General features: G+C 62.5%; 16 protein-coding genes. 12 read left to right on the forward strand and 4 right to left on the reverse strand.

Annotated features, from left to right (window positions below; all coding sequences use genetic code 11):
* Nucleotides 1–63 precede the first annotated feature (63 nt).
* The 4 genes from msrA to aceE form a co-directional block, all read right to left on the reverse strand.
* The gene (gene msrA / locus GIW02_RS02375) at nucleotides 64–711 is read right to left on the reverse strand and encodes a peptide-methionine (S)-S-oxide reductase MsrA (protein ID WP_236410634.1); all 648 of its coding nucleotides are present in this window, start codon (nucleotides 709–711) and stop codon (nucleotides 64–66) included.
* A 72-nt stretch (nucleotides 712–783) separates the two neighbouring features.
* On the reverse strand, nucleotides 784–3,477 hold the full coding sequence (locus tag GIW02_RS02380; protein WP_236410633.1) for a GGDEF and EAL domain-containing protein: 2,694 nt from the start codon (nucleotides 3,475–3,477) through the stop codon (nucleotides 784–786).
* Nucleotides 3,478–3,793: 316 nt separating this feature from the next.
* A complete protein-coding gene (gene aceF / locus GIW02_RS02385; protein ID WP_236410632.1) occupies nucleotides 3,794–5,440 on the reverse strand; it encodes a dihydrolipoyllysine-residue acetyltransferase in 1,647 nt (548 codons plus the stop codon).
* Between the two features lie 11 nt (nucleotides 5,441–5,451).
* Nucleotides 5,452–8,097: a pyruvate dehydrogenase (acetyl-transferring), homodimeric type gene (aceE, locus tag GIW02_RS02390; RefSeq protein ID WP_236410631.1), complete on the reverse strand. Its 2,646-nt coding sequence runs from the start codon at nucleotides 8,095–8,097 to the stop codon at nucleotides 5,452–5,454.
* A gap of 383 nt (nucleotides 8,098–8,480) precedes the next feature.
* Between aceE and glnE the strand changes: the two genes are divergently transcribed.
* From glnE to GIW02_RS02450, 12 genes are all read left to right on the forward strand, one after another.
* Complete coding sequence (gene glnE / locus GIW02_RS02395) at nucleotides 8,481–11,420, forward strand: bifunctional [glutamate--ammonia ligase]-adenylyl-L-tyrosine phosphorylase/[glutamate--ammonia-ligase] adenylyltransferase (RefSeq protein WP_236410630.1); 2,940 nt, start codon at nucleotides 8,481–8,483, stop codon at nucleotides 11,418–11,420.
* Between the two features lie 219 nt (nucleotides 11,421–11,639).
* On the forward strand, nucleotides 11,640–12,674 hold the full coding sequence (gene waaF / locus GIW02_RS02400; RefSeq protein WP_236410629.1) for a lipopolysaccharide heptosyltransferase II: 1,035 nt from the start codon (nucleotides 11,640–11,642) through the stop codon (nucleotides 12,672–12,674).
* A gap of 1 nt (nucleotide 12,675) precedes the next feature.
* On the forward strand, nucleotides 12,676–13,737 hold the full coding sequence (gene waaC, locus GIW02_RS02405; protein ID WP_236410628.1) for a lipopolysaccharide heptosyltransferase I: 1,062 nt from the start codon (nucleotides 12,676–12,678) through the stop codon (nucleotides 13,735–13,737).
* On the forward strand, nucleotides 13,737–14,861 hold the full coding sequence (locus tag GIW02_RS02410; RefSeq protein ID WP_236410627.1) for a glycosyltransferase family 4 protein: 1,125 nt from the start codon (nucleotides 13,737–13,739) through the stop codon (nucleotides 14,859–14,861). The genes waaC and GIW02_RS02410 overlap by 1 nt, the downstream gene beginning before the upstream one ends.
* Entirely contained in the window at nucleotides 14,858–15,664 is an 807-nt protein-coding gene (rfaP, locus tag GIW02_RS02415; protein WP_236410626.1) for a lipopolysaccharide core heptose(I) kinase RfaP, read from the forward strand. The genes GIW02_RS02410 and rfaP overlap by 4 nt, the downstream gene beginning before the upstream one ends.
* Nucleotides 15,664–16,398, forward strand: coding sequence for a lipopolysaccharide kinase InaA family protein (locus tag GIW02_RS02420; protein ID WP_236410625.1), 735 nt, complete (start codon nucleotides 15,664–15,666; stop codon nucleotides 16,396–16,398). Before rfaP ends, GIW02_RS02420 begins: the two co-directional genes overlap by 1 nt.
* Nucleotides 16,395–17,147, forward strand: a complete 753-nt coding sequence (locus tag GIW02_RS02425; protein ID WP_236410624.1) for a lipopolysaccharide kinase InaA family protein — start codon at nucleotides 16,395–16,397, stop codon at nucleotides 17,145–17,147. Before GIW02_RS02420 ends, GIW02_RS02425 begins: the two co-directional genes overlap by 4 nt.
* The gene (locus tag GIW02_RS02430; RefSeq protein ID WP_236410623.1) at nucleotides 17,147–18,598 is read left to right on the forward strand and encodes a lipopolysaccharide kinase InaA family protein; all 1,452 of its coding nucleotides are present in this window, start codon (nucleotides 17,147–17,149) and stop codon (nucleotides 18,596–18,598) included. The genes GIW02_RS02425 and GIW02_RS02430 overlap by 1 nt, the downstream gene beginning before the upstream one ends.
* Nucleotides 18,599–18,969: 371 nt before the next feature.
* Nucleotides 18,970–19,950 carry a sugar ABC transporter substrate-binding protein gene (locus tag GIW02_RS02435; RefSeq protein WP_236410622.1) on the forward strand — a complete coding sequence of 327 codons (981 nt, stop codon included), beginning with the start codon at nucleotides 18,970–18,972 and terminating at the stop codon, nucleotides 19,948–19,950.
* Nucleotides 19,950–21,473, forward strand: a complete 1,524-nt coding sequence (locus GIW02_RS02440) for a sugar ABC transporter ATP-binding protein (protein WP_236410621.1) — start codon at nucleotides 19,950–19,952, stop codon at nucleotides 21,471–21,473. Before GIW02_RS02435 ends, GIW02_RS02440 begins: the two co-directional genes overlap by 1 nt.
* The gene (locus tag GIW02_RS02445) at nucleotides 21,466–22,416 is read left to right on the forward strand and encodes an ABC transporter permease (RefSeq protein WP_236410620.1); all 951 of its coding nucleotides are present in this window, start codon (nucleotides 21,466–21,468) and stop codon (nucleotides 22,414–22,416) included. The genes GIW02_RS02440 and GIW02_RS02445 overlap by 8 nt, the downstream gene beginning before the upstream one ends.
* A complete protein-coding gene (locus GIW02_RS02450; RefSeq protein ID WP_236410619.1) occupies nucleotides 22,413–23,339 on the forward strand; it encodes an ABC transporter permease in 927 nt (308 codons plus the stop codon). The genes GIW02_RS02445 and GIW02_RS02450 overlap by 4 nt, the downstream gene beginning before the upstream one ends.
* The last annotated feature ends 35 nt before the right edge of the window (nucleotides 23,340–23,374 follow it).

Consider the following 23,374-nt stretch of genomic DNA (forward strand, 5'->3'; position numbering starts at 1 on the left):
ATCTGTAGCTGACCCACCGCTATCGGGAGCAAGCCCCCTCCCACATTTGAATTGTGCTGGGGCTTAGATCGGGCAAGTCACGCCCGTGCCGCCGATCCCGCAATAGCCCTGGGGATTCTTCGCCAGGTACTGCTGGTGATAGGTCTCGGCGAAGTACACCGTCGGCGCCTCATCGATCTCGGTGGTAATCACACCCAGGCCTGCTTTGGTCAACTCACCCTGATAAGCCTCTGCGCTGGCCTGCGCCGCCGCCAATTGCTCCGGCGTGGTGGCGTAGATCACCGAGCGGTATTGGCTGCCGATGTCATTGCCCTGGCGCATGCCCTGAGTCGGGTTGTGCAGTTCCCAGAACATCTTCAGCAGGTCTTCATACTTGACCTTGGCCTGGTCATACACCACCAGCACCACTTCACTGTGGCCGGTCAGGCCGGAGCAGACTTCTTCATAGGTCGGGTTCGGCGTGAAGCCGCCTGCGTAACCGACCACGGTGCTGACCACGCCGTCGCGCTGCCAGAACCTGCGTTCGGCGCCCCAAAAGCAACCCAGGCCGAAAATTGCAAAGCCGACATCGTCAAGGAACGGGCCCAGCAGTGGGTTGCCGTTGACGAAGTGCGTTTCCGGCAGGGTCATCGGGGTTTCACGGCCAGGCAAAGCTTGTTCTTGAGTAGGCAACACGTTTTTGTTCACCAGAATTTCCGAGCGCAAGACCATGATCAGTCCTCTCAGTCAGATTGAGTAAGGTAAGAATTCAGACAGCCAGTGTGCCCGAGTGTTACAGCGCTGTCAGGCGATTGGCCCGCGCGGGTAGCGTTTAAGCTTCTCGAGCAGCTCTGCGCCGGGGATCGGCCGGTCGAACAGGTAGCCCTGGCCCACGTCGCAACGATGCCGACGCAGGAACGCCAGTTGCTCGGACGTCTCGATGCCTTCGGCTACCACCTTGAGCTTGAGGTTGTGGGCCATGGCGATCACGGCCGAGGTGATTTCCATGTCGTCCTGGTTGTCCGGGATTTCGTGGATAAAGCTGCGATCGATCTTGATGATGTCGATGGGGAATTTTTTCAGGTAGCTGAGCGACGAGTAGCCGGTGCCGAAGTCGTCCATGGCCAGGGTCAGGCCAAAACTCTTCAATTGATCCAGCTGCAGGCGCGTGTCTTCAGTGGCTTCCAGCAGCAAGCCTTCAGTCAGCTCCAGCTCCAGCAGGTTGGCCGGCAGCTGTTCTTCCTTGAGGATGGTGGCGATCGAGGCCACCAGGTCCGGGTCGGAGAACTGCTTGGGCGACAGGTTGATCGCCACCTGCAGGTTGCCCATGCCAGCGGCGCTCAGTTGCTTGCTCATGCGGCAGGCCTGGCGGGCGATCCACTTGCCGATGGGGATGATCAGCCCGGTTTCTTCGGCCACGCTGATGAACTGGTCGGGACGGATCATGCCCTTTTCCGGGTGGTTCCAGCGCAACAGCGCTTCCATCCCCAGCAAGCGGCCGCTGCGCAGGCACAGCTTGGGTTGGTAGAACACGTCCAGCTCGTTCTGGGTCAGGGCGCGGCGCAGGTTGTTTTCCACGAACAGCTTGTAGCTGGCCTCGGCGTTCAGCGCTTCGGTGAAGACCTGTACCTGGTGTTTGCCGTTGGCCTTGGCCTTGTGCAGCGCCAGGCCGGCGTTACGCATCAGGGTCTGCGGGTCGCGGCCATGCAATGGCGCGCAGGCCAGGCCCACGGAGCCGGTGACGCTGATCAACTGGTTGTCGACGAACATCGGCTTGTCGAGGGTCGCGAGCAGCTGGCTGGCCACCAACTGGCCGCTTTCCAGGTCGGTGTCGTCGAGCAGCACCGCAAACTCGTTACTGGCAAACCGCGCCAGGCTGCCCCCGGCACTCAGGCTGTTGCGCAGGCGACGGGCGAGGCTGATCAGCAGTTTGTCACCGGTCTGGTGGCCAAGGCTGTCGTTGATTCGCTTGAAGTTGTCGATGTCTACCAGCAGCAGGCTGATCGAGCTGTCGCTGTCGCGGGCAAAGCGTTCGTCGAGGTTGCGGATGAATGCCGGGCGGTTGCCCAGGTTGGTCAGGTTGTCGGTGTAGGCCAGGCGCTCGATGCGTTGCTGCGCGAGTTTGGTCTGGGTGATGTCTTCGTAAATGCCGATGTAGTGAGTCAGCTCACGGTTATCGCCATACACCTTGGAGATCGACAGCTGGCCCCAGTAGGGTTCGAGGTTTTTACGCCGGCTTTTGAATTCACCCTGCCAGCTGTTGCTCTTGGCCAGGCTCGATGGCGCGTCGAACAGCAGCTCACTGAGGTTTTCCAGGGCCGGCAGCTGCGCCAGGCGGTGGCCGTGGACTTCTTCGGCGCTGTACTGGGTGATCGCGGTGAAGCTGGGGTTGACGTACTCCACCACGCCGTCGCAGTTGACCAGCAAAAACGCATTGGCGCTTTGCTCTACCGCGCGCTGGAACAAGTGCAGGGCGCTGGTGGCGGTGCGGCGGTTGTGGTTGTTGATAACGTGCGCGAACTGGTCTGCCAGCTCGCCGGCAAAGGCGATCTCATCGGCTTGCCAGGCGCGTGAACTGCCGTTTTGTTCCAGGCACAGCACGCCGACCACCTGGCCGTCGACGCGGATGCTCGCGTCGAGCATGGCGTGGATGTTCTTGGCGCGCAGGTTCTCAGCCATTTCACGGGTGCGCGGGTCGCGCATGGCGTTGGTGGCGTCGATGGCGCGGCTGGTGTGCAGGGCTTCCAGGTAATCCGGGAAGCAGCTGGCGTCAATCGGTTCGGGCAGATGGTACTGCTGATCGGCGCGGTGGTACGCCGAGATCGGCACCAGGCGTTGGCCTTCGAGGTTCCAGATGCTGGCACAGTCGATCTGGTAAATATCGCAGGCGCTGCGGGTGATCAGCTCGGCGGCTTCCTGCAGCGAATTGTTGGCGGTGTAGCGCTGGCGGGCCAGCAGCAGGATCAGCTCCTGCTGGGCGCGCACCCGCTCCAGGTGCTGCAGTTGTTCCTGCTGGGCACGCTGGTTGAGTTCCAGGGCGATCTGCAGGCGGCTGTTCTGGTTTTCCAGGTCCGCGGTGGGGGCGGCGCAGGGGATTTCGCTGAACAGGCCGTCAACCACCATCAGGTAGCCGCGCAGCAGGTGGCGATTGTGTTGTTTGTAGGCTTCGCCCATTTCCAGCAGGCTCAACGGGCCGTCGCTGGTGTGCAGGGTGTAGCGCACCAGGTAATGAGGGCTCTGGGTCAGTTGCTGCTGGATGGCGTCGTGCAGTTGATAGCGCGCCTGGGGCTCCATCAGGCTGGCGTAGGGTGTGCCGAGCAGGGCACACAGCTCGACCGCCGGCAGGCCGAATTGGCGCTCGCAATTGGGGTCGAGGTAGAGCAGGGCCCAGCTTGCCTCATTAAGCCGCTCGAAACGCAGCATACCGAGGCGCGAGGGCACCGGTAACTGCGTCACTACCTCGGCCGCCATACGGGCGACATCGGGTTGGCTTTTCATGGGGGAGACTCACTTGAAATACTGCGCACGGCGCCGGGCTCACGCCCTCTTTTCTGTTGCCTGCGGCAAGGTTGCATCATGCGGCGCGGGCTGACAAGAGAGGATGAAGGCTAAGTGCTATAAGGGGGTTATCGGCCGCGTGAGGGGTTTCTTCAATCGGTATGACAGAAGGTGTACAAACCTGTTTTGTCGGTGCAATTTATTGCCCTTGCGCAGGCAAAAAAAAGCCCCGCCAAGTGGCGGGGTTGAGGTACGAGCGTGGCGCTCGGAAATCGCTGCAGCCAGGCCTCCCCGGTGAAGAGGAGGCCTTTGCCGCTTACAGCAGGATGGTGCGGATATCGTTCAGCAGTTGGCTCAAGCGCTGCGTGAAGCGTGCAGCGGCGGCGCCGTTGATCACTCGGTGATCGTAGGACAACGACAGCGGCAGCATCAGCTTGGGCTGGAACGCTTTACCGTCCCACACAGGCTGGATGGTGGCCTTGGACACGCCAAGGATCGCCACTTCCGGTGCGTTGACGATTGGCGTGAAGCCAGTACCGCCAATGTGACCGAGGCTGGAGATGGTGAAGCAAGCGCCTTGCATGTCGTCTGCGGTGAGCTTCTTGTCGCGGGCCTTGGCAGCCAGCGCAGCCGCTTCGGCAGCGAGTTGCAGCAGGCTCTTCTGGTCGACGTTCTTGATGACCGGTACCAGCAGGCCTTCCGGGGTGTCGACTGCGAAGCCTACGTGCACGTACTTCTTGCGAATGATCGCCTTGCCGCTTGGCGCCAGCGAACTGTTGAAGTCCGGCAGCTCCTTGAGCAGGTGTGCACACGCCTTGAGCAGCAGCGGCAGCACGGTCAGTTTCACGCCGGCTTTCTCGGCCACGGCTTTCTGCGCAACGCGGAAAGCTTCCAGGTCGGTGATGTCGGCCTGGTCGAACTGAGTCACGTGCGGGATATTCAGCCAGCTCGCGTGCAGGCTCGACGCGCCGATTTGCATCAGGCGGGTCATCGGCACTTCTTCGGTTTCGCCGAAGCGGCTGAAGTCCACGGTGCGGATCGGCGGAATGCCCGAACCACCGGTAGCGCCACCGGCAGCCGGCGCTTCCTTGGCTTTTTGCATCATGGCTTTGACGTAGACCTGCACGTCTTCCTTCAGCACGCGACCGTGCGGGCCAGTGGCCGACACAGCGTTCAGCTCGACGCCGAATTCACGGGCCAGTTGACGCACTGCAGGGCCGGCGTGAACCTTGGCACCGCTTGGGGCAGGGGCGGCAGGCGCAGGGGCCGGTGCGGCCTCGGCTTTTGCAGCCGGTGCAGGTGCAGCTGCAGCCGGTGCAGCTTCAGCTTTGGCGGCTGGAGCAGCGGCCGGTGCTGGCGCAGCAGCAGGCGCAGCGCCTTGTACTTTCAGCTTGAGGATGAAGTCGCCAGTGCCGACTTCGTCTTCCAGCTTGACCGCGATGCTTTCCACCACGCCGGCAGCCGGCGAAGGGATTTCCATGGAGGCCTTGTCGGACTCCAGGGTGATCAGCGACTGGTCGGCTTCGACGGTGTCGCCGACCTTGACCAGCAGCTCGATGATCTTGGCCTTACCCGACGAGCCGATGTCCGGCACGTGAATATCCTGAACGGAGGCGGCAGCCGGTGCAGCAGCCGGGGCCGCAGGGGCCTCGGCAGCAGCAGGCTTTTCAGCAGCCGGTGCGGGTGCAGCAGCGGCAGCAGGAGCTGGCGCAGGGGCCGCATCAGCGGCACCTTCGATTTCCAGCTCCAGCAGTTCGTCGCCTTCTTTCAGGCGGTCGCCCAGCTTCACTTTCAGGCTCTTGACCACGCCGGCCTTGGGAGCAGGGATTTCCATGCTCGCCTTGTCCGATTCCAGGGTCAGGATGCTCTGATCGGCTTCGACAGTGTCGCCGACCTTCACAAACAGCTCGATTACTTCACCTTCACCGCTGCCGATGTCAGGTACGCGAATGAGTTCGCTCACAAAAAATCTCCTCAGCAGTCCAGTGGGTTGCGTTTTTCCGGGTTGATCCCGAACTTGACGATAGCGTCAGCCACCACCTTGGGTTCGATCTCACCACGGTCAGCCAAGGCTTCCAGGGCTGCCAACACCACGAAGTGACGGTCGACTTCGAAGAAGTGACGCAGCTTCTTGCGGCTGTCACTGCGGCCGAAACCGTCGGTGCCCAGGACTTTGAATTCCTTGGACGGGACCCACTGGCGAATTTGTTCAGCAAACAGCTTCATGTAGTCGGTGGATGCAATGACCGGACCTTTACGGCCGTTCAGGCATTCTTCGACATAGCTCAGTTGTGGCTTCTGACCAGGGTGCAGGCGGTTGTTGCGCTCTACGGCCAGGCCATCGCGGCGTAGTTCGTTGAAGCTGGTAACGCTCCAGACGTCAGCGCCGACGTTGAACTCGTCACGCAGGATCTTCGCCGCTTCACGCACTTCACGCAGGATGGTGCCGGAGCCCATCAGCTGTACGTGGTGCGCCGCTTCCTTGGTGTCTTCTTCGAGCAGGTACATGCCCTTGATGATGCCTTCCTCGACACCGGCCGGCATGGCTGGCTGCTGGTAGGACTCGTTCATCACGGTGATGTAGTAGAAAACGTCCTGCTGCTCTTCGGTCATCTTCTTCATGCCGTCCTGGATGATCACCGCCAGCTCATAGCCGTAGGTTGGATCAAAGGTGCGGCAGTTCGGGATGGTGGCAGCCAGGATGTGGCTGTGACCGTCTTCGTGTTGCAGGCCTTCGCCGTTCAGCGTGGTGCGGCCGGCGGTACCGCCGATCAGGAAACCACGGGTACGGCTGTCGCCTGCTGCCCACGCCAGGTCGCCGATACGCTGGAAACCGAACATCGAGTAGAAGATGTAGAACGGCAGCATCGGCTGGTTGTGGCTGGAGTACGAAGTACCGGCAGCGATGAAGGAGCTCATGGCGCCCGCTTCGTTGATGCCTTCTTCGAGGATCTGGCCCTTCTTGTCTTCCTTGTAGAACATCACCTGGTCTTTATCGACTGGCTCGTAGAGCTGGCCGACGGAGGAGTAGATGCCCAACTGGCGGAACATGCCTTCCATACCGAAGGTACGGGCTTCGTCCGGGATGATCGGAACGATGCGCGGGCCGATTTCCTTGTCCTTGACCAGCTGCGCCAGGATGCGCACGAAAGCCATGGTGGTGGAGATTTCACGGTCGCCCGAGCCGTCAAGGATAGCCTTGAGGGTGCTGAGGTCTGGCGTCGGTACGCTGAAGCTCTGCGCGCGGCGCTGTGGCACGAAACCGCCCAGGGCAGTACGACGCTCGCTGAGATAACGGGCTTCGGCGCTGTTTGGCTCGGGCTTGAAGAACGGCAGGTTTTCCAGCTCTTCGTCTTTCACTGGAATGTCGAAGCGGTCGCGGAACAACTTCAGGCTGTCGACATCGACTTTCTTGGTGTTGTGCGCAGTGTTTTTCGCTTCGCCGGCACCGGTGCCATAACCCTTGATGGTCTTGGCCAGGATGACGGTTGGTTGTTCTTTGTGGTTGACCGCTTCGTGGTACGCCGCGTAGACCTTGTACGGGTCGTGGCCGCCACGGTTGAGTTTCCAGATCTCGTCGTCGGACAGGTCTGCAACCATTGCCTTGAGTTCAGGCGTGTTGAAGAAGTGTTCACGCACGAACGCGCCGTCTTTGGCTTTGTAGTTCTGGTACTCGCCGTCGATGACTTCGTCCATGCGACGTTGCAGGATACCGTCGACGTCCTTGGCCAGCAGTGGGTCCCAGAAACGGCCCCAGATGACTTTGGTCACGTTCCAGTGAGCACCGCGGAACACGCCTTCGAGTTCCTGGATGATCTTGCCGTTGCCGCGAACCGGGCCGTCGAGGCGCTGCAGGTTGCAGTTGATGACGAAGATCAGGTTGTCCAGCTTCTCGCGGCCGGCCAGGGAGATGGCGCCCAGGGATTCCGGCTCGTCGCACTCGCCGTCGCCCAGGAAGCACCAGACTTTCTGCTTGCCTTCAGGGATGAAGCCACGCGCTTCCAGGTACTTCATGAAACGTGCCTGGTAGATCGCTTGAATTGGGCCCAGACCCATCGAAACGGTCGGGAACTGCCAGAAATCAGGCATCAGCCAAGGGTGCGGGTACGACGACAAGCCGCCACCGTCGACTTCCTGGCGGAAGTTGTTCATCTGGTCTTCGGTTATGCGACCTTCCATGAACGCACGGGCGTAGACGCCTGGCGAGGTGTGGCCCTGGAAGTAGATCAGGTCGCCGCCGTGTTCGTCGGTCGGGGCCTGGAAGAAGTAGTTGAAGCCGATGTCATACAGGGTTGCGCTGGAAGCGAAGCTGGAGATGTGACCGCCCAGGTCCGAATCTTTCAAGTTCGTGCGCATTACCATCGCCATGGCGTTCCAACGTACCAGCGAGCGAATGCGGCGTTCCATGAACAGGTCGCCAGGCATGCGTGCTTCGTGGGTAACGGGGATGGTGTTGCGGTACGGCGTGGTGATGGCGTAAGGCAATTGCGAACCGCTGCGGGTTGCGAGTTCGCCCATACGGGTCATCAGGTAGTGAGCACGGTCTTCGCCTTCTTTGTCGAGAACCGATTCCAGGGCGTCCAGCCATTCCTGGGTTTCGACGGGATCGAGGTCTTGCATGGCTTGCTCCAGGGCGGAAAGGCTACCAGAATCGGTTGCCTGAAGTTTGCGACTGGCCTTGTGGGCAGACGACATAAATTCTTGGATGGCCGAAGGTTGCTTCGGCGTCCTGTAGTTTTACTACAAATCGTCGGCCATTTCAGCCTTTCGAATGTATATACGAGTAGTAAAACTACACAAGACCGAGCGGATTGCTCGGTCTGGCTGGTGAGCATAATCGTTATTGTTGATCTTTTGCGAACAAGAAAAGGTAGAAGTTTAATGTTCCCTGCCAACAACTATGAATTTTCAGCTATTTATAACCTTTGTTCGACAGTCCTTCATGTAGCGCCAGTATCACGTACACAGCAACACGCCATTTACGCGCCGATCAAGGATAGACCATGAGCCTTCCAACACGGGCCGAACTGCCGGTCATTCTCTTGCCAAAAGCTCAGCGGGCCGAGCAGTCATTTCGTGACGCCGTGGCCGCGCTGGACGACGATCATGGACTTTCTGCGTGGACGCCGCAACGGTGGGCCGACTTCGCACGGGTGTGCGCCGCGAGTGATTTCGTCATTGAACAGAGTGTTCGTGACCCTTTGATGTTGCTCGAACTGGCGGCCTGGGGCGAGCTGGACCGTGGCTTTGCGCCGGGTGAGCTGTGCAGCCAGATTGCCGGCGCGGTGCAACAGGCTGAAACAGAAGATGAGCTGGGCCGCGTGCTGCGGCGCCAGCGTACGCGCCAGCAAGTGCGCATCATCTGGCGCGACCTGACCCGCCAGGCTGACCTTGTACAAACCTGTCGCGACCTATCCGACATGGCCGACGCCAGCATCGACCAGGCCTACCAATGGCTGTACCAGCGCCACTGCGTACAGTTCGGCACGCCCACCGGTCGGCGCAGCGGTGAGCCGCAACACATGGTCATTCTCGGCATGGGCAAGCTCGGTGCGGTGGAGCTGAACCTGTCGTCGGATATCGACCTGATCTTCGCCTACCCCGAGGGCGGCGAGACGGTGGGCGTGAAGCGCTCCCTGGACAACCAGGAATTCTTTATTCGTCTTGGTCAAAAACTGATCAAGGCTCTCGACCCGATGACCGTCGATGGTTTTGTCTTCCGCGTCGACATGCGCCTGCGCCCTTACGGCTCGGCCGGCGCCTTGGTGCTCAGCTTCAACGCATTGGAGCAGTACTACCAGGATCAGGGTCGCGACTGGGAACGCTACGCGATGATCAAGGCGCGGGTCGTCGCCGGTGACCAGGTGGCGGGAGCACAACTGCTCGACATGCTGCGACCGTTCGTCTACCGCCGCTACCTGGACTTCTCCGCCATCGAAGCGCTGCGCACCATGAAGCAGTTGATACAGCAGGAAGTGCGCCGCAAGGGCATGGCCGACAACATCAAGCTGGGCTCGGGCGGCATCCGCGAGGTGGAGTTTATTGCCCAGGCGTTCCAGTTGATCCACGGTGGCCGCGACCTCAGCCTGCAACAGCGGCCGCTGTTGAACGTGCTCGGCACGCTGGAGGGCCAGGGCTACCTGCCGCCGGCGGTGATCGCCGAATTGCGCAATGGCTATGAATTCCTGCGCTACACCGAGCACGCGATCCAGGCGATTGCCGATCGCCAGACGCAAATGCTTCCGGACAGCCCCGAAGACCAGGCCCGCATCGCGTTTATGCTCGGCTTTGCCGACTGGGCTGCCTTCCATGAGCGCCTGATGTACTGGCGTGGTCGCGTGGACTGGCACTTCCGCCAGGTGATTGCCGACCCTGATGAGGAAGAGGGCGAAGAAAGCGAGTTGGTTGTGGGCGGGGAATGGTTGCCGCTGTGGGAAGAGTCCCAGGACGAAGACGCTGCCTGTCGCCAGCTTCACGAGGGCGGTTTTACCGATGCGCCCAAGGCCCTCAAAGCACTGGCCGGGCTGCGCGGCAGCCCGCAGCTGCGCGCCATGCAACGCCTGGGGCGCGAACGCCTGGATGCATTTATCCCGCGTCTGCTGGCCCAGGCCGTCGAGCACGCCAACCCGGACCTGGTGCTGGAGCGCGTGTTGCCACTGGTGGAGGCCGTCGCGCGGCGTTCCGCCTACCTGGTGCTGCTCACGGAAAACCCCGACGCGCTGCGTCGCTTGTTGACCCTGTGCGCCGCCAGCCCGTGGATCGCTGAGCAGATCACACGCTTCCCGCTGTTGCTCGACGAGTTGCTCAACGAAGGTCGCCTGTTCAAGCCACCCTTGGCCCCGGAACTCGCCGCCGAGCTGCGCGAGCGCCTGACGCGCATCCCCGAGGACGACCTTGAGCAGCAGATGGAGGCCCTGCGTCACTTCAAGCTGGCTCACCGCCTGCGTGTGGCCGCGTCGGAAATCGCCGGCAGCCTGCCGTTGATGAAGGTCAGCGATTACCTGACCTGGCTTGCCGAGGCCATACTCGAACAAGTACTGGCCCTGGCCTGGCGCCAGACCGTCGCCCGCCACGGCTCACCGCAGCGGGTTGACGGCAGCCTGTGCGACCCAGGGTTCATCATTGTCGGTTACGGCAAGGTCGGCGGGATTGAGCTGGGGCATGGTTCCGACCTGGACCTGGTGTTCATCCATGATGGCGACCCTCAGGCCGAAACCGACGGCGCCAAGCCGATCGACGGCGCGCAGTTTTTCACGCGCCTGGGCCAGCGGATCATCCATCTGCTGACCACCCAGACCAACTCCGGTCAGTTGTATGAAGTGGACATGCGCCTGCGGCCTTCGGGGGCTTCCGGGCTGTTGGTGAGTTCTCTGGGGGCGTTCGCGCGTTACCAGGAAAATGAAGCCTGGACCTGGGAGCATCAGGCCCTGATCCGCGCGCGGGTGCTGGTTGGTAGCCAGGATGTGGGCCATGCGTTCGAACAGGTCCGCGCTAAGGTGCTGGGGCGCGAGCGCGATTTGGCGAAGCTGCGCCAGGAGGTCAGCGAGATGCGCGCCAAGATGCGCGACAACCTGGGCACCAAGGCCACGGCGGCCGGCACCGGTGCCAATGCCTTCGAAGCCACGGTGGCGTTCGACCTCAAGCAGGACGCCGGAGGTATCGTCGATATTGAATTTATGGTGCAATACGCGGCTTTGGCGTGGTCTGCGCAACATCCATCGTTGCTGCGCTACACCGACAATATCCGCATTCTGGAAGGCTTGGAGCAGGTGGGGTTGATGCCCGCTGCCGATGCCCATCTGCTGCGCGAGGTGTATAAGGCCTACCGTTCCGCCGCGCACCGCCAGGCCTTGCAGAACGAGGCCGGTACGGTTGCCGGGGATCAGTTCGCCGACGAACGGCGCCAGGTGATGCGAATCTGGCAAGAACTGGGGTTAAGCTGATACTCGATGAATTGAGCGACGCCGATCTGATGATGAAACCGGCTTTATGTGGGAGCGGGCTTGCTCGCGAAGCAGACGCTGCGGTCTGCCTGGCGGACCGCGGTGATGCTTTCGCGAGCAAGCCCGCTCCCACACAAAGCGGCTCTGTGGCTAGCGCAATCTAGGCTAATTTTCGATGCGGGGAGGCATAAGCCTCCCCGCATCGTTTGTGGAAACTACATGAATATTCTGATCGTTGGGCCCAGTTGGGTCGGTGACATGGTGATGGCACAGACACTGTTCCAGTGCCTGCGCCAGCGCTATCCAGACTGCCAGATCGACGTGCTCGCCCCTGAGTGGAGCCGGCCGATCCTTGAGCGCATGCCCGAGGTGCGCAAGGCCTTGAGCTTTCCGCTCGGCCACGGTGCCCTGGAGTTGGCGACCCGCCGTCGCATCGGTAAATCCCTGGCGGGCGCATACGACCAGGCGATCCTGCTGCCCAACTCGCTCAAGTCGGCGCTGGTGCCGTATTTTGCCGGCATCCCCAAGCGCACCGGCTGGCGCGGCGAGTTCCGTTACGTGCTGCTTAACGACGTGCGCACGCTGGACAAAACCCGCTACCCGCTGATGATCGAACGCTTCATGGCCCTGGCGTATGAGCCGGGTGCCGAGTTGCCCCAGCCGTACCCGCGCCCGCGCCTGCAGATTGACCCGGTGAGCCGCGACGCGGCCCTGGCCAAGTTCGGCCTGAGCCTGGATCGCCCGGTATTGGCCCTGTGCCCGGGTGCCGAATTTGGCGAGTCCAAGCGCTGGCCTTCGGAGCACTACGCCAAGGTGGCCGAGGCCAAGATCCGCGAAGGCTGGCAGGTGTGGTTGTTTGGTTCGAAGAAGGACCATCCGGTCGGTGAGGACATCCGCCAGCGCCTGATCCCGGGGCTGCGCGAAGAGGCGGTGAACCTCAGTGGCGACACGTCCCTGGCCGAGGCCATCGACCTGCTGTCCTGCGCTGACTCGGTGGTGTCCAACGACTCCGGCCTGATGCACGTGGCGGCTGCGCTGAACCGTCCCCTGGTGGCGGTGTACGGTTCCACCTCGCCGGGCTTCACCCCGCCACTGGCCGACCAGGTCGAAGTGGTGCGCCTGGGCCTGGAGTGCAGCCCGTGTTTTGATCGCACCTGCCGTTTCGGCCACTACAACTGCATGCGCCAGTTGCTGCCACAGCCGGTGAACGAAGCCTTGCAGCGGTTGCAGGGCACTGCGGTCGAGGTCCGATAGTTTGCGCGTACTGGTAATCAAGACCTCATCCCTGGGCGACGTGATCCATGCCTTGCCGGCGCTGACCGATGCCGCACGGGCGATCCCCGGCATTCAATTCGACTGGGTGGTGGAAGAAGGCTTTGCCGAGATTCCCACCTGGCACCCGGCGGTGGACAAGGTGATCCCGGTGGCGATCCGTCGCTGGCGCAAAAATATCTGGCAGACCCTCAAGAGTGGCGAATGGCGGCGCTTCAAGCAGCGCATCCAGTCGACCAAGTACGACTTGGTGATCGACGCCCAAGGCTTGCTCAAGAGCGCCTGGCTGACCCGTTATGTGCGCGCACCCGTGGCCGGCTTCGACAAAAACTCGGCCCGCGAACCTATCGCCGCGCGCTTCTACTCGCGACGTTTGGCCGTGGCCCGTGGGCAGCATGCCGTGGAGCGCTTGCGCCAACTGTTCGCCGTGGCCCTCGGCTACGACCTGCCCAAAGGCCTGGGCGACTATGGCCTGAGCACCGAAAAGCTGCTCGGCCTGCCGCCCGAGAAACCCTTCGTGCTGCTGTTGCACGGCACCACCTGGGACACCAAGCACTGGCCCGAAGCCTACTGGCGCGAGCTGGCCGAGCGCATGGGTCGCCTGGGCGTGGACGTCAAATTGCCGTGGGGCAACCCCGCTGAAAAAGCCCGCGCCGAGCGCCTGGCCCACGGCCTGAAAAATGCTCAAGTGCTGCCCAAGTTGAACCTGGCCGGCGTCGCCCGTGTGTTGGCCGGCGCCCGTGCCTGTGTGGCGGTGGACACCGGCCTCGGCCACCTGGCCGCGGCGCTGGATGTGCCGACCATTTCCCTGTTCGGCCCGACCAACCCCGGCCTGACTGGCGCCTACGGCAAGGGCCAGATTCACCTGGGCAGCGATTTCCCCTGCGCGCCGTGCCTGCAAAAGCAATGTACCTATCAACCCACGGCCGACGACCTGCGTCGGTTCGACATCAAGCGCGAGTCGCCCCTGTGCTTCACGCGTCTGAACCCTGAGCGTGTGGCAAGCCGGCTGAGCACGTTGTTATTGGCTGAGGAGCTGCACTGATGCAACTGGCTTTTGTTCTGTACAAATACTTCCCCTTCGGTGGCCTGCAGCGCGATTTCATGCGCATCGCCCTGGAGTGCCAGCAGCGCGGCCATCAGATTCGTGTCTACACGCTGATCTGGGAAGGTGACATCCCGCCCGGCTTCGAAGTGCTGGTGGCGCCGGTCAAGGCGTTCTTCAACCATCGGCGCAACGAGAAGCTCACTGCCTGGATGGAAGCCGACTTGGCCAAACGCCCGGTGGACCGTCTGATCGGGTTCAACAAGATGCCCGGCCTGGACGTGTACTACGCCGCCGACGGCTGCTTTGAAGACAAGGCGCAAAACCTGCGCCATTCGCTGTACCGCTATTTTGGCCGCTACAAGCACTTTGCCGACTACGAGCGCGCGGTGTTTGCCAAGGACGCCAAGACCCAAGTCCTGATGATCTCCGAAGTGCAGCAGCCGCTGTTCATCAAGCATTACGACACCCCGCTGGAGCGCTTTCACCTGCTGCCGCCGGGCATTGCCCAGGACCGTCGCGCGCCGCCGAATGCGGCTGAAATTCGCGCGGGTTTCCGCGAGGAATTCAACCTCGGCGCCGATGATGTGCTGCTGGTGCAGATCGGTTCCGGCTTCAAGACCAAGGGCGTCGACCGCAGCCTGAAAGCCGTGGCCGCGCTGCCGGCCGAGCTGAAAAAACGCACGCGGCTGTTTGTAATCGGCCAGGACGACCCCAAAGTATTCCAATTGCAAAGCGCCACGCTGGGCCTGGGCGATAACGTGCAGTTCCTCAAGGGCCGCAGCGATATCCCGCGCTTCCTGCTGGGCGCCGACCTGTTGATCCACCCGGCGTACAACGAAAACACCGGCACGGTGTTGCTCGAAGCCCTGGTGGCCGGGTTGCCGGTGCTGGTTTCGGCCGTGTGTGGCTATGCCCATTACATCGCCCAGGCCGACAGCGGCCTGGTGCTGGATGAGCCGTTTGAACAAGCGCAGCTCAACCACTACCTGGCGCAAATGCTCACCGACACTGCACAGCGCGCGGCCTGGGGCCGCAATGGGTTGGCGTTCGCCGAGACGGCCGACCTCTACAGCATGCCGCAGCACGCTGCGGATGTGATTCTGGCGGAGCCAAAACGATGAAGTTGATTCTTGCCGAACCGTTCAAGACGCTATGGGCCGGGCGGGATGCCTTTGCCGAAGTCGAAAAACTGCAAGGCCAGGTATTCCGTGAGCTGGCGGCGCGCCGCACGTTGCGCACCGAGGTGGCGGGGCGTCCGTATTTTGTGAAGATCCACCGGGGTATCGGTTGGGGTGAAATCTTCAAGAACCTGATCACCGCCAAATTGCCGGTGCTCGGTGCCGGGCTGGAATGGGATGCCATTCACCGCTTGCAGGAGATCGGCGTACCGACCATGACCGGCGTGGCCTTCGGCGAAAAAGGCAGCAACCCGGCGGACCAGCACTCGTTCATCATCACCGAAGAGCTGGCGCCGACCCTCAGCCTCGAAGACCTGACGCTCAACTGGGTCGCCGAGCCGCCGGCACCGGCCTTGCGCCATGCGCTCACGGCGGAACTGGCGCGCATGGTTGGCGACATGCACCGTGGCGGCGTGAATCACCGTGACTGCTACCTGTGCCACTTCCTGCTCGACACGTCGAAGCCGGTCGACGCGAACGCCATCAAGCTCTCGGTGATCGACCTGCACCGCGCCCAACTGCGCGCGCATTTGCCGCTGCGCTGGCGCGACAAAGACTTGTCGGCGCTGTACTACTCGGCGCTGGACATCGGCTTGACCCAGCGCGACAAGCTGCGCTTCCTCAAGGGCTATTTCCGCCAGCCGCTGCGCCAGATCCTGGCTGAGCAGTCGGCGTCGCTGAACCTGATGCAGCGCAAGGCCGACAAACTGTATGCGCGCAAACTACGTTACGGAGATGCGATCTGATGGCGGGTTGGAACCTGGAACCTGCTTACGCCCCTCTGGCGGACGATTTTGGCAGCCTTGAAGCGGTGTTCGCCCTGCAAGGCCAGCGCCTGACGCGTGACCCGCTGTCGGAGGTGATCCGCGTGGAGCGCGGCGGCGTCAATTACTACGTCAAGCGCTACACCGGCGCGGGTAAAGGGCTGCGGCGCTACCTGGGCAAGCCGCGGGTCAAGTCCGAGTGGCAGAACCTCAAGCGCTTCGCCAAGTGGGGCATCCCGACTGCCGACGTGGTGGCCTGGGGCCTGGAACGCAAGGGCATGGCCTACGACCGTGGCGCGATGATCACCCGCGAGCTGCCGAGGACAGAAGACCTCTCGGTGCTGGCCGAGCGTAACGATGCGCGCCTGCGCGACCCCAAGTGGGTCGACGCGGTCAGCCGCCAGCTCGCCGAATACACGCGGACCATGCACGACCACCGTTTCACCCATAACGACTTGAAGTGGCGCAACCTGCTGATTGACGACCAGTCGACCCTGTACCTGATCGACTGCCCCAACGGCGATTTCTGGCGCGGCTTCTGGCTCAAATACCGCATCACCAAAGACCTGGCGTGCCTGGACAAAGTGGCCAAGTATCACCTGTCGGCCACCCAGCGCCTGCGGTTCTACATGCAATACCGTCAGCGCCGGCACCTGAGTGCATCGGATAAAGAGCGGATTCGCCACGTGGTGAAGTTTTTCGAGGGACGCGAATGAGTGATTTCCTGGCGGCTGAAGACCGTGCGCTGCTGGAGCGCCACGGCCTGGCTACTTTCGACGCGCTGTGGGCCAAGCAATTGGACGCGGTGGACGAGCCCAACACCAGCCGTGGCGGCTGGAGCAGCGTGTTCCGTCTGGAGCTGGACGGCCACGGTTACTACCTCAAGCGCCAGAGCAACTACCTCACGCGCAGCTTGCACCGCCCGCTGGGGGAGCCCAGTTTCTCCCGCGAATTTCGCAACATCAGCCGTTACCGCACACTCGGCATTCCGGCGTTGCAGGCCGCGTTCTATGGCGAGCGCAAGGTCGCCGGCGAATACCGCGCGATGCTGCTGACCCGTGCCCTGGACGGCTGGAACGACCTGGAGTCAGTGCTGGAGCAGTGGTCGCACCTGAGCGACGCCCAGCACCGTGCGATCCTGCTGGCCTGCGGTCAGCTGGCGCGTCGCTTGCACAGCGTCGGCCAGGTGCATGGCTGCTTTTACCCCAAGCATATTTTCCTGCAGGCCACCGGCGACGGTTATGCCGCGCAGTTGATCGACCTGGAGAAAACCCGCCCGCTGCTGTTCGGCTGGCGCGATCGGGTCAAGGACCTGGAGCCGTTGTTGCGACGTGCGCGGCCATGGTCGGACGTGCAGGTACGCCAACTGCTGGCGGCCTACCTGGAGCAGCCGGAAGACAGCGCACTGGTCAGCACCTGGCTGCAACGCCTGACCAAGCGGCGTAGCCACAAGGAGAACCGCTGATGCGTTTGTCCGCACTGAAAAACGCCGGCCGCACGCCGAACCTGCCCCTGACCGTCGACCTGGCGGATGCCGCCGGCCCCGGCCAATTGCAGCTGCTGAGCCTGTTGCGAGTCTTGCCGGGTGAGCGTTACGTGGGCGCGGCGGTATGGCGCGGGCGCCCGGTGTTGGCCAAGTTACTGGTGGGCAGCAAGGCGGCGCGGCATTTTCAGCGTGAACTCAAGGGCGTGCGCCTGCTCGCCGAGCAAGGCCTGACCACACCGCAGCTGCTGGCCGATGGCTTGCAGGAAGGCGAGGGCGGCTGGCTGCTGTTCGAGTTTATCGACGGTGCCGAAAGCCTTGCCGATGCCTGGCACGCCGTCGAAGCGCTGCCGCCGTTGGCCGACGAACAAACCGCCGTACTCGCCGAGGCGCTGGGCGCGATTGCACAGATGCACGCCAAGGGCCTGTGGCAGGAAGACCTGCACCTGGACAACCTGCTGCGCCAGGGCGGCAAACTCTACATCATCGACGGCGCCGGGATTCGCGTGGAAGAGGCCGGCAAGCCGCTGTCGCGCAACCGTGTGCTGGAAAACCTTGGGGTATTTTTCGCCCAGTTACCCAAGCACCTTGAGCCGTTCACCGAAGAGTTATTGGTCTACTACCTGCTGAGCAACGGCGAGCACGCCTTGCCCCTGCAGGCCCTGGAAGCACAGGTGCGCAAGGTCAGCGCGTGGCGCCTGAAAGACTTTTTGAACAAGGTTGGCCGCGAGTGCACGCTGTTCAGCGTGGCGCGTGGCGCCTTCGCCTTGCGCGCAATTCGTCGCGAGGAAGAGCCCGCGATGCTGCCGGTACTCGCGCAGGCTGACGCGCTTCTGGATCAGGGTCACCTGTACAAGACTGGTGGTGCGGCCAGTGTGGCCAAAGTCGAAGTGGCCGGCCGGCCGCTGGTGATCAAGCGCTACAACATCAAGGGGTTTGCCCATTGGCTCAAGCGCTTCTGGCGCCCGAGCCGCGCCTGGCATTCGTGGCGCGAAGGCAACCGCCTGGCGTTCCTCGGCATCGCCACGCCCAAGCCGCTGGCCGTGTTGGAAACGCGTTTTCTGTGGCTGCGCAGCCGCGCGTACCTGGTCACCGAATACCTGCCGGGGCCGGACATCATCGAGCGCTTCGCGCCCTACGTCGAACACGGCGATGCACCGGAAAACGAGCTGCAGGCACTGGACCAGCTGTTCGCCGAACTGATCCGTGAGCGCATCAGCCATGGCGATTTCAAGGGCCATAACCTGTTCTGGGACAAAGACCGCTGGTCGCTGATCGACCTCGACGCCATGTGCCAACACAGCTCCCTTGCCAGCTTCGCTCCGGCATACGCCAAGGACCGTGCGCGCTTTATGCGTAATTGGCCGCAGGAGAGTGCGTTGTACAGGTTGATTGATCAGCGTTTGCCACAGCGAGTTGATATGCCCGTGTAGAAGGGGCGATGCCTAACGGCTGTTGTTCAAGCAATACGGACTGGAAAATGAAGCGGATCGAGTGTGGGAGCTGTCGAGCTTTAGCGAGGCTGCAATAGCATCACCTCGGTATACCTGATAGACCGCAGCGCCTGCATCGCAGCCTCGCTATAGCTCGACAGCTCCCACATTGAATCGGTTTATGCCCCAAGCTCATCAGCAATGGGCAACTGTTGCCTGAGCAACAGCAGTCGGGCAGTTGATGGCTGATCACGACAGTCCGAATCCACTCAAGGCTTTTATCCCGTTGATTTAACGCGATAAAAATCCTGGCACGGGCTCTGCAATGGCTTCTGGTGAATCCTTTCACCGGTCGCACAGCGGAGCCCTGTATGCCTTCCAGCCTTTCCTCGCTTTCCCGTTTGATCTGCCTTGGCGCCACCCTGCTGTTGAGCTTCGCGGCGCATGCCGCAGACGGCGACGATGCCGTGCCGTCCCTGGCCGGAAAGCGCATTGCGGTGAGCATGACCGGCACCAGTCATTATTTCGATATCAAGGCGTTTCAGGCGCAGGTGGATGAGATCAAGCGTTTGGGCGGTACGCCCATCACCCTGGATGCGGGGCGTAACGACAAGAACCTGGTGACCCAGCTGCAAACCGTGGTCACCCAAAAGCCCGATGCGGTGATCCAGACCCTCGGCACCCTCAGCGTGATCGACCCTTGGCTCAAGCGCATCAGCAAGGCGGGCATCCCGTTGTTCACCATCGATGCGCCGTCGCAGTACAGCCTCAACAACACCACGTCGGACAACGTCGCCACCGGCAAGGCGCTGGCCGATCAGTTGATCAAGGACGCTGGCGGCAAAGGCAAGATCCTGGTGTTCAATGGGTTTTATGGCGTGCCGGTGTGCGCGATCCGTTATGACCAGTTGAAGCTGGCGCTCAAGGACCATCCGCAACTGGAGATCATTCAGCCGGAGCTGCGTGACGTGATCCCCAACACCGTGCAGGACGCCTATTCACAGGTGTCGGCGTTGCTCAACAAATACCCCAAGGGCAGTGTCTCGGCGATCTGGTCGGCGTGGGACATCCCGCAGTTGGGCGCGAGCAAGGCGCTGATCGATGCCAAGCGCACCGAGATCAAGACCTACGGCGTGGATGGCACCCCCGAAGTGTTGGTGCTGCTGGGCCAGGCGGATTCGCCGGTGGGTGCGGTGGTGGCGCAGCAACCGGCGCTGATCGGCAAGACGGCTGTGCAGAACGTGGCGCGCTACCTGGCCGGGCAACGTGACCTGCCCAAGGAAACCCATGTGGCCACGCTGCTGACCACCGCCGGCAACCTGGCGCAGGTCCAGCAACTGCGAGGTGACTGATGGCGGCGTTGCACCTGCAGAACCTGCGCAAACGCTTCGGCGCGACCCTCGCGCTGGACGACGCCAGCCTTAAAGTCGAGCGCGGCACCGTGCATGGGCTGGTGGGCGAAAACGGCGCGGGCAAGTCGACCCTGATCAAGATCCTGGCCGGCATCCACAAGGCGGATGCGGGGCAGGTGAGTATCGACGGCCAGTCGTACGGCGCGTTGTCACCGCGCCAGGTCGATGCACTGGGCGTGCAATTTATCCACCAGGAACGCTTGCTGCCCGCCAGTTTTACCGTGGGCGAGGCGCTGTTTTTCGGCCACGAATTGCGCCGTGGACCGTTTGTGGATCGACGTCGACAGCAGCGTGAAGCGGACCGTTTGTTGGCGCAGTATTTTGATCTGCAACTGCCCGCCGGTGCCCTGGTGGGCGAGTTGAACAGTGCCGAGCACCAGGTGCTGCAAATCACCCGGGCGTTGATTCGCCAACCCAAGATCCTGGTGTTCGACGAACCCAGCGTGGCGTTGGTCAAGCGTGAAGTCGACCAGTTGCTGCGCATCGTCAAGCGTCTGCGCGACCAGGGCTTGTCGATTCTGTACATCTCCCATTACCTGCAGGAAATCGACAGCCTGTGTGATGAGGTCACGGTGCTGCGCAATGGCCGGGATGTGGCGGTGGTGCAGCCACGGCAGACGTCCAGCGCAGAGATCGCGCGGCTGATGGTGAACCGCGAAGTGCAGGAGATGTACCCCAAGGCTCAGATCACGTTGGGCGCGCCCTTGTTGCAGGTGCGTGGGCTGAGCCTGGCGCGGCATTATCGGCAGATAGACCTGGAGGTGCGGCGCGGTGAAATCGTCGGCCTCACCGGGTTGGTTGGTTCGGGCGCCAAGGCGTTGTTCAAGACGCTGTTTGGCGTCGAACGGGCCGACAGTGGCAGTGTGCGTCTGGACGGGCGTTTGCTGCGCCTGCGCTCACCGGGCCAGGCGATCGCCGAGGGCATTGCGTTGGTGCCGGAGGAGCGGCGCAGCCAGGGCATTTCACCGGTGCTGTCGGTGCTCGAAAACCTCACGCTGGCCGGGCTTGGGCAGTTCAGTCGGTGGGGCCTGCTGAACCGGCGTAAGGAGCTGGCGCAAACAGCGCGGCTGATTGACGAGCTGGCGATCAAAGCGCCGGGGCCGCAGGCGGCGGTCAGCCAGTTGAGTGGTGGTAACCAACAGAAAGTCGCCCTGGGCAAATGGCTGAGCCGCCGCTCGGCGGTGTACCTGTTGGATGAGCCCTGCGTCGGTGTGGATGTGGGGGCCAAAGTGGAGATCTATCGCTTGATCGGGCGCCTGGTGGAAGAGGGCGCGGCGGTGCTGGTGCTGTCCTCGGACTTGCCTGAGTTGCTCGGCATCAGCGATCGAATCGTGGTGCTGCATCGCGGTGAAATCGCCGGTGAGTTCCGCGCGGGCGAGGTCGACAGCGACCAGTTGCTGGCGTGTGCGACGGGGGCTGTGGCGGCCACGGCGCCGCTGGTTCGGGAGGTGGAACATGCTTGAGGCGATAGTGCGCCGGGGTTCGCTGGGCGTGTTCCTGGCGATCCTGTTGGGGTTTGCCGTGGCCGCGCCGAATTTTTTGTCGCTGGGTAACCTGGCCAATGTGTTTAGCCAGTCGGCGATCCTCGGCGTGTTGGCCTTGGGGCTGACCTGCGTGATTATCGGCGGTGGGTCGAATGTGCTGGCGGGCGGGCTCGACTTGTCGCTGGCGGCCAATCTGGGGTTGTGTGCGGCGGTGTTCAGCCGTCTCAACAACGCCGGCCTGGACCTCTGGCTCACCCTGTTGCTGACCCTGGGCTGCGGCCTGGCGGTTGGTTTTCTCAATGGCCTGGCGGTGGTGTTGTTGCGCTTGCCGCCGTTGCTGGCGACCTTGGCGAGCATGAACGTGCTGGCCGGGTTGGAACTGGTGCTGACGGAAAACACGGTGGTCTCCACGGACTCGCCGTTGCTCGATCTGCTCAGCGGTGGGGCGTGGCTGGCGGTGCCGGCGCTGGCGTGGGTGTTGTTGCTGACGGCGGGGTTGCTGACCTTGCTGATCCAGCATTCGCCCTACGGGCTGCGCCTGCATGCGGTCGGTGAATATCCCCAGGCGGCCGAAGCGGCTGGCCTGCGCGTACCGGCCTACGTGTTGTCCAGTTATGCACTGTCGGGCCTGTGCGCCGCGGTGGCTGCGCTGTGTTCGGCGGCATTTTTCAGTGGCAGCACCACGGGCTCCGGCGACATGTTGCTGTCGGTGGTGGCGATTGCCTTTCTGGGTGTGGTGTTTTCCAGGCGGTTGGTGGCGAGTATCCCCGGCACCTTGCTGGCGGCGCTGTTGATTGGTTTTCTGATCAATGGCTTTCAATTGCTCAATGTGTCGAGTTTCTGGGTCAACGGCGTGCAAGGCGTGCTGATTTTGCTGGTGGTGGCCGCATCCAGTGCCTTGAGCCGAGGAGCGCAGTCATGAACCTGCGTGCTGTGTTGCCGCTGACGTTGCCGGCGGTGTTCGTGCTGATCGTCGTGGTGTTTGCGGTGCAGGCGCCGGGGTTCTTGAGTGCCGGCAACTTGCAAAGCCTGCTGTTGAACAACTTCGTGTTGCTGGCGATTGTCGCTATCGGCATGACCTATGCCGTGGCCGCCGGTGGTATCGACCTGTCGGTGGGCACGGCGCTGGATTTCGCCAGTTTCAGTTTTGTGCTGTTGCTTAACGGCGGGCATGGCTGGGCGGTCGCCGTCACGGGCGCGCTGGGTGCCGGGCTGCTGGTGGGGTTGGTGAATGCGGGCTTGATTGCCGGGCTGCGCATCAGCCCGTTCCTGGCGACGCTGGGCACCTTGTTTATCGGCACCAGCGCCCAGCAATTGCTCTCGGACGGCGGCCAGCCGATCTACCTGGCCGAGGGGCTGAAGCCCGAGTTTGCAGGCCTGACCCCCTTGTTGGTCGTTTTAGGGTTGGCACTGTTCTACGGCCTGGCCCTGGCGCGCGGCCGCCTGGGCCGCGAATTGCTTGCGCAAGGCACTCAGCCGCTGCTGGCGTATTACTCGGGGTTGTCGGTGCGGCGCATCGTCACCGTCGTGGCCCTGGCCACCGCGTTGGCGTGCGCGGTGGCCGGGGTGCTGCTGAGTGCCACGGTCAGCGCCTATGTGCCACTGTCCGGCAACGCGTTTTTGCTCAATGCGATTGGCGCGGTGTTTATCGGCACCACCTTGAGCCGGCAGGGCCGCGCGAACATCCCCGGAACCCTGCTGGGCGTGTTGTTTATCAACGTGATCGCCAACGGCCTGCTGCTGATTGGCTGGAACTTCTACTGGCAGCAGGTGGCAACCGGCGTGCTGATTTTTGTGGTGTTGGCGTTCAGCTTCGCCAGTCGACGCATGGTTGAGCGCACTTAAATGTGTTTTGGGGCCGCTGCGCGGCCCAACGCGGG

Origin of the sequence: Pseudomonas syringae (genome assembly GCF_021606685.1) — a bacterium.
GTDB classification, from domain to species: Bacteria; Pseudomonadota; Gammaproteobacteria; order Pseudomonadales; family Pseudomonadaceae; genus Aquipseudomonas; species Aquipseudomonas syringae_R.

Coding starts and splice junctions, on each gene's coding strand:
- msrA (WP_236410634.1), bottom strand. CDS start 711: ATGGTCTTGCGCTCGGAAATTCTGGTGAACAAAAACGTGTTGCCTACT.
- GIW02_RS02380 (WP_236410633.1), bottom strand. CDS start 3,477: ATGAAAAGCCAACCCGATGTCGCCCGTATGGCGGCCGAGGTAGTGACG.
- aceE (WP_236410631.1), bottom strand. CDS start 8,097: ATGCAAGACCTCGATCCCGTCGAAACCCAGGAATGGCTGGACGCCCTG.
- glnE (WP_236410630.1), top strand. CDS start 8,481: ATGAGCCTTCCAACACGGGCCGAACTGCCGGTCATTCTCTTGCCAAAA.
- waaF (WP_236410629.1), top strand. CDS start 11,640: ATGAATATTCTGATCGTTGGGCCCAGTTGGGTCGGTGACATGGTGATG.
- GIW02_RS02410 (WP_236410627.1), top strand. CDS start 13,737: ATGCAACTGGCTTTTGTTCTGTACAAATACTTCCCCTTCGGTGGCCTG.
- rfaP (WP_236410626.1), top strand. CDS start 14,858: ATGAAGTTGATTCTTGCCGAACCGTTCAAGACGCTATGGGCCGGGCGG.
- GIW02_RS02420 (WP_236410625.1), top strand. CDS start 15,664: ATGGCGGGTTGGAACCTGGAACCTGCTTACGCCCCTCTGGCGGACGAT.
- GIW02_RS02425 (WP_236410624.1), top strand. CDS start 16,395: ATGAGTGATTTCCTGGCGGCTGAAGACCGTGCGCTGCTGGAGCGCCAC.
- GIW02_RS02430 (WP_236410623.1), top strand. CDS start 17,147: ATGCGTTTGTCCGCACTGAAAAACGCCGGCCGCACGCCGAACCTGCCC.
- GIW02_RS02435 (WP_236410622.1), top strand. CDS start 18,970: ATGCCTTCCAGCCTTTCCTCGCTTTCCCGTTTGATCTGCCTTGGCGCC.
- GIW02_RS02440 (WP_236410621.1), top strand. CDS start 19,950: ATGGCGGCGTTGCACCTGCAGAACCTGCGCAAACGCTTCGGCGCGACC.
- GIW02_RS02445 (WP_236410620.1), top strand. CDS start 21,466: ATGCTTGAGGCGATAGTGCGCCGGGGTTCGCTGGGCGTGTTCCTGGCG.
- GIW02_RS02450 (WP_236410619.1), top strand. CDS start 22,413: ATGAACCTGCGTGCTGTGTTGCCGCTGACGTTGCCGGCGGTGTTCGTG.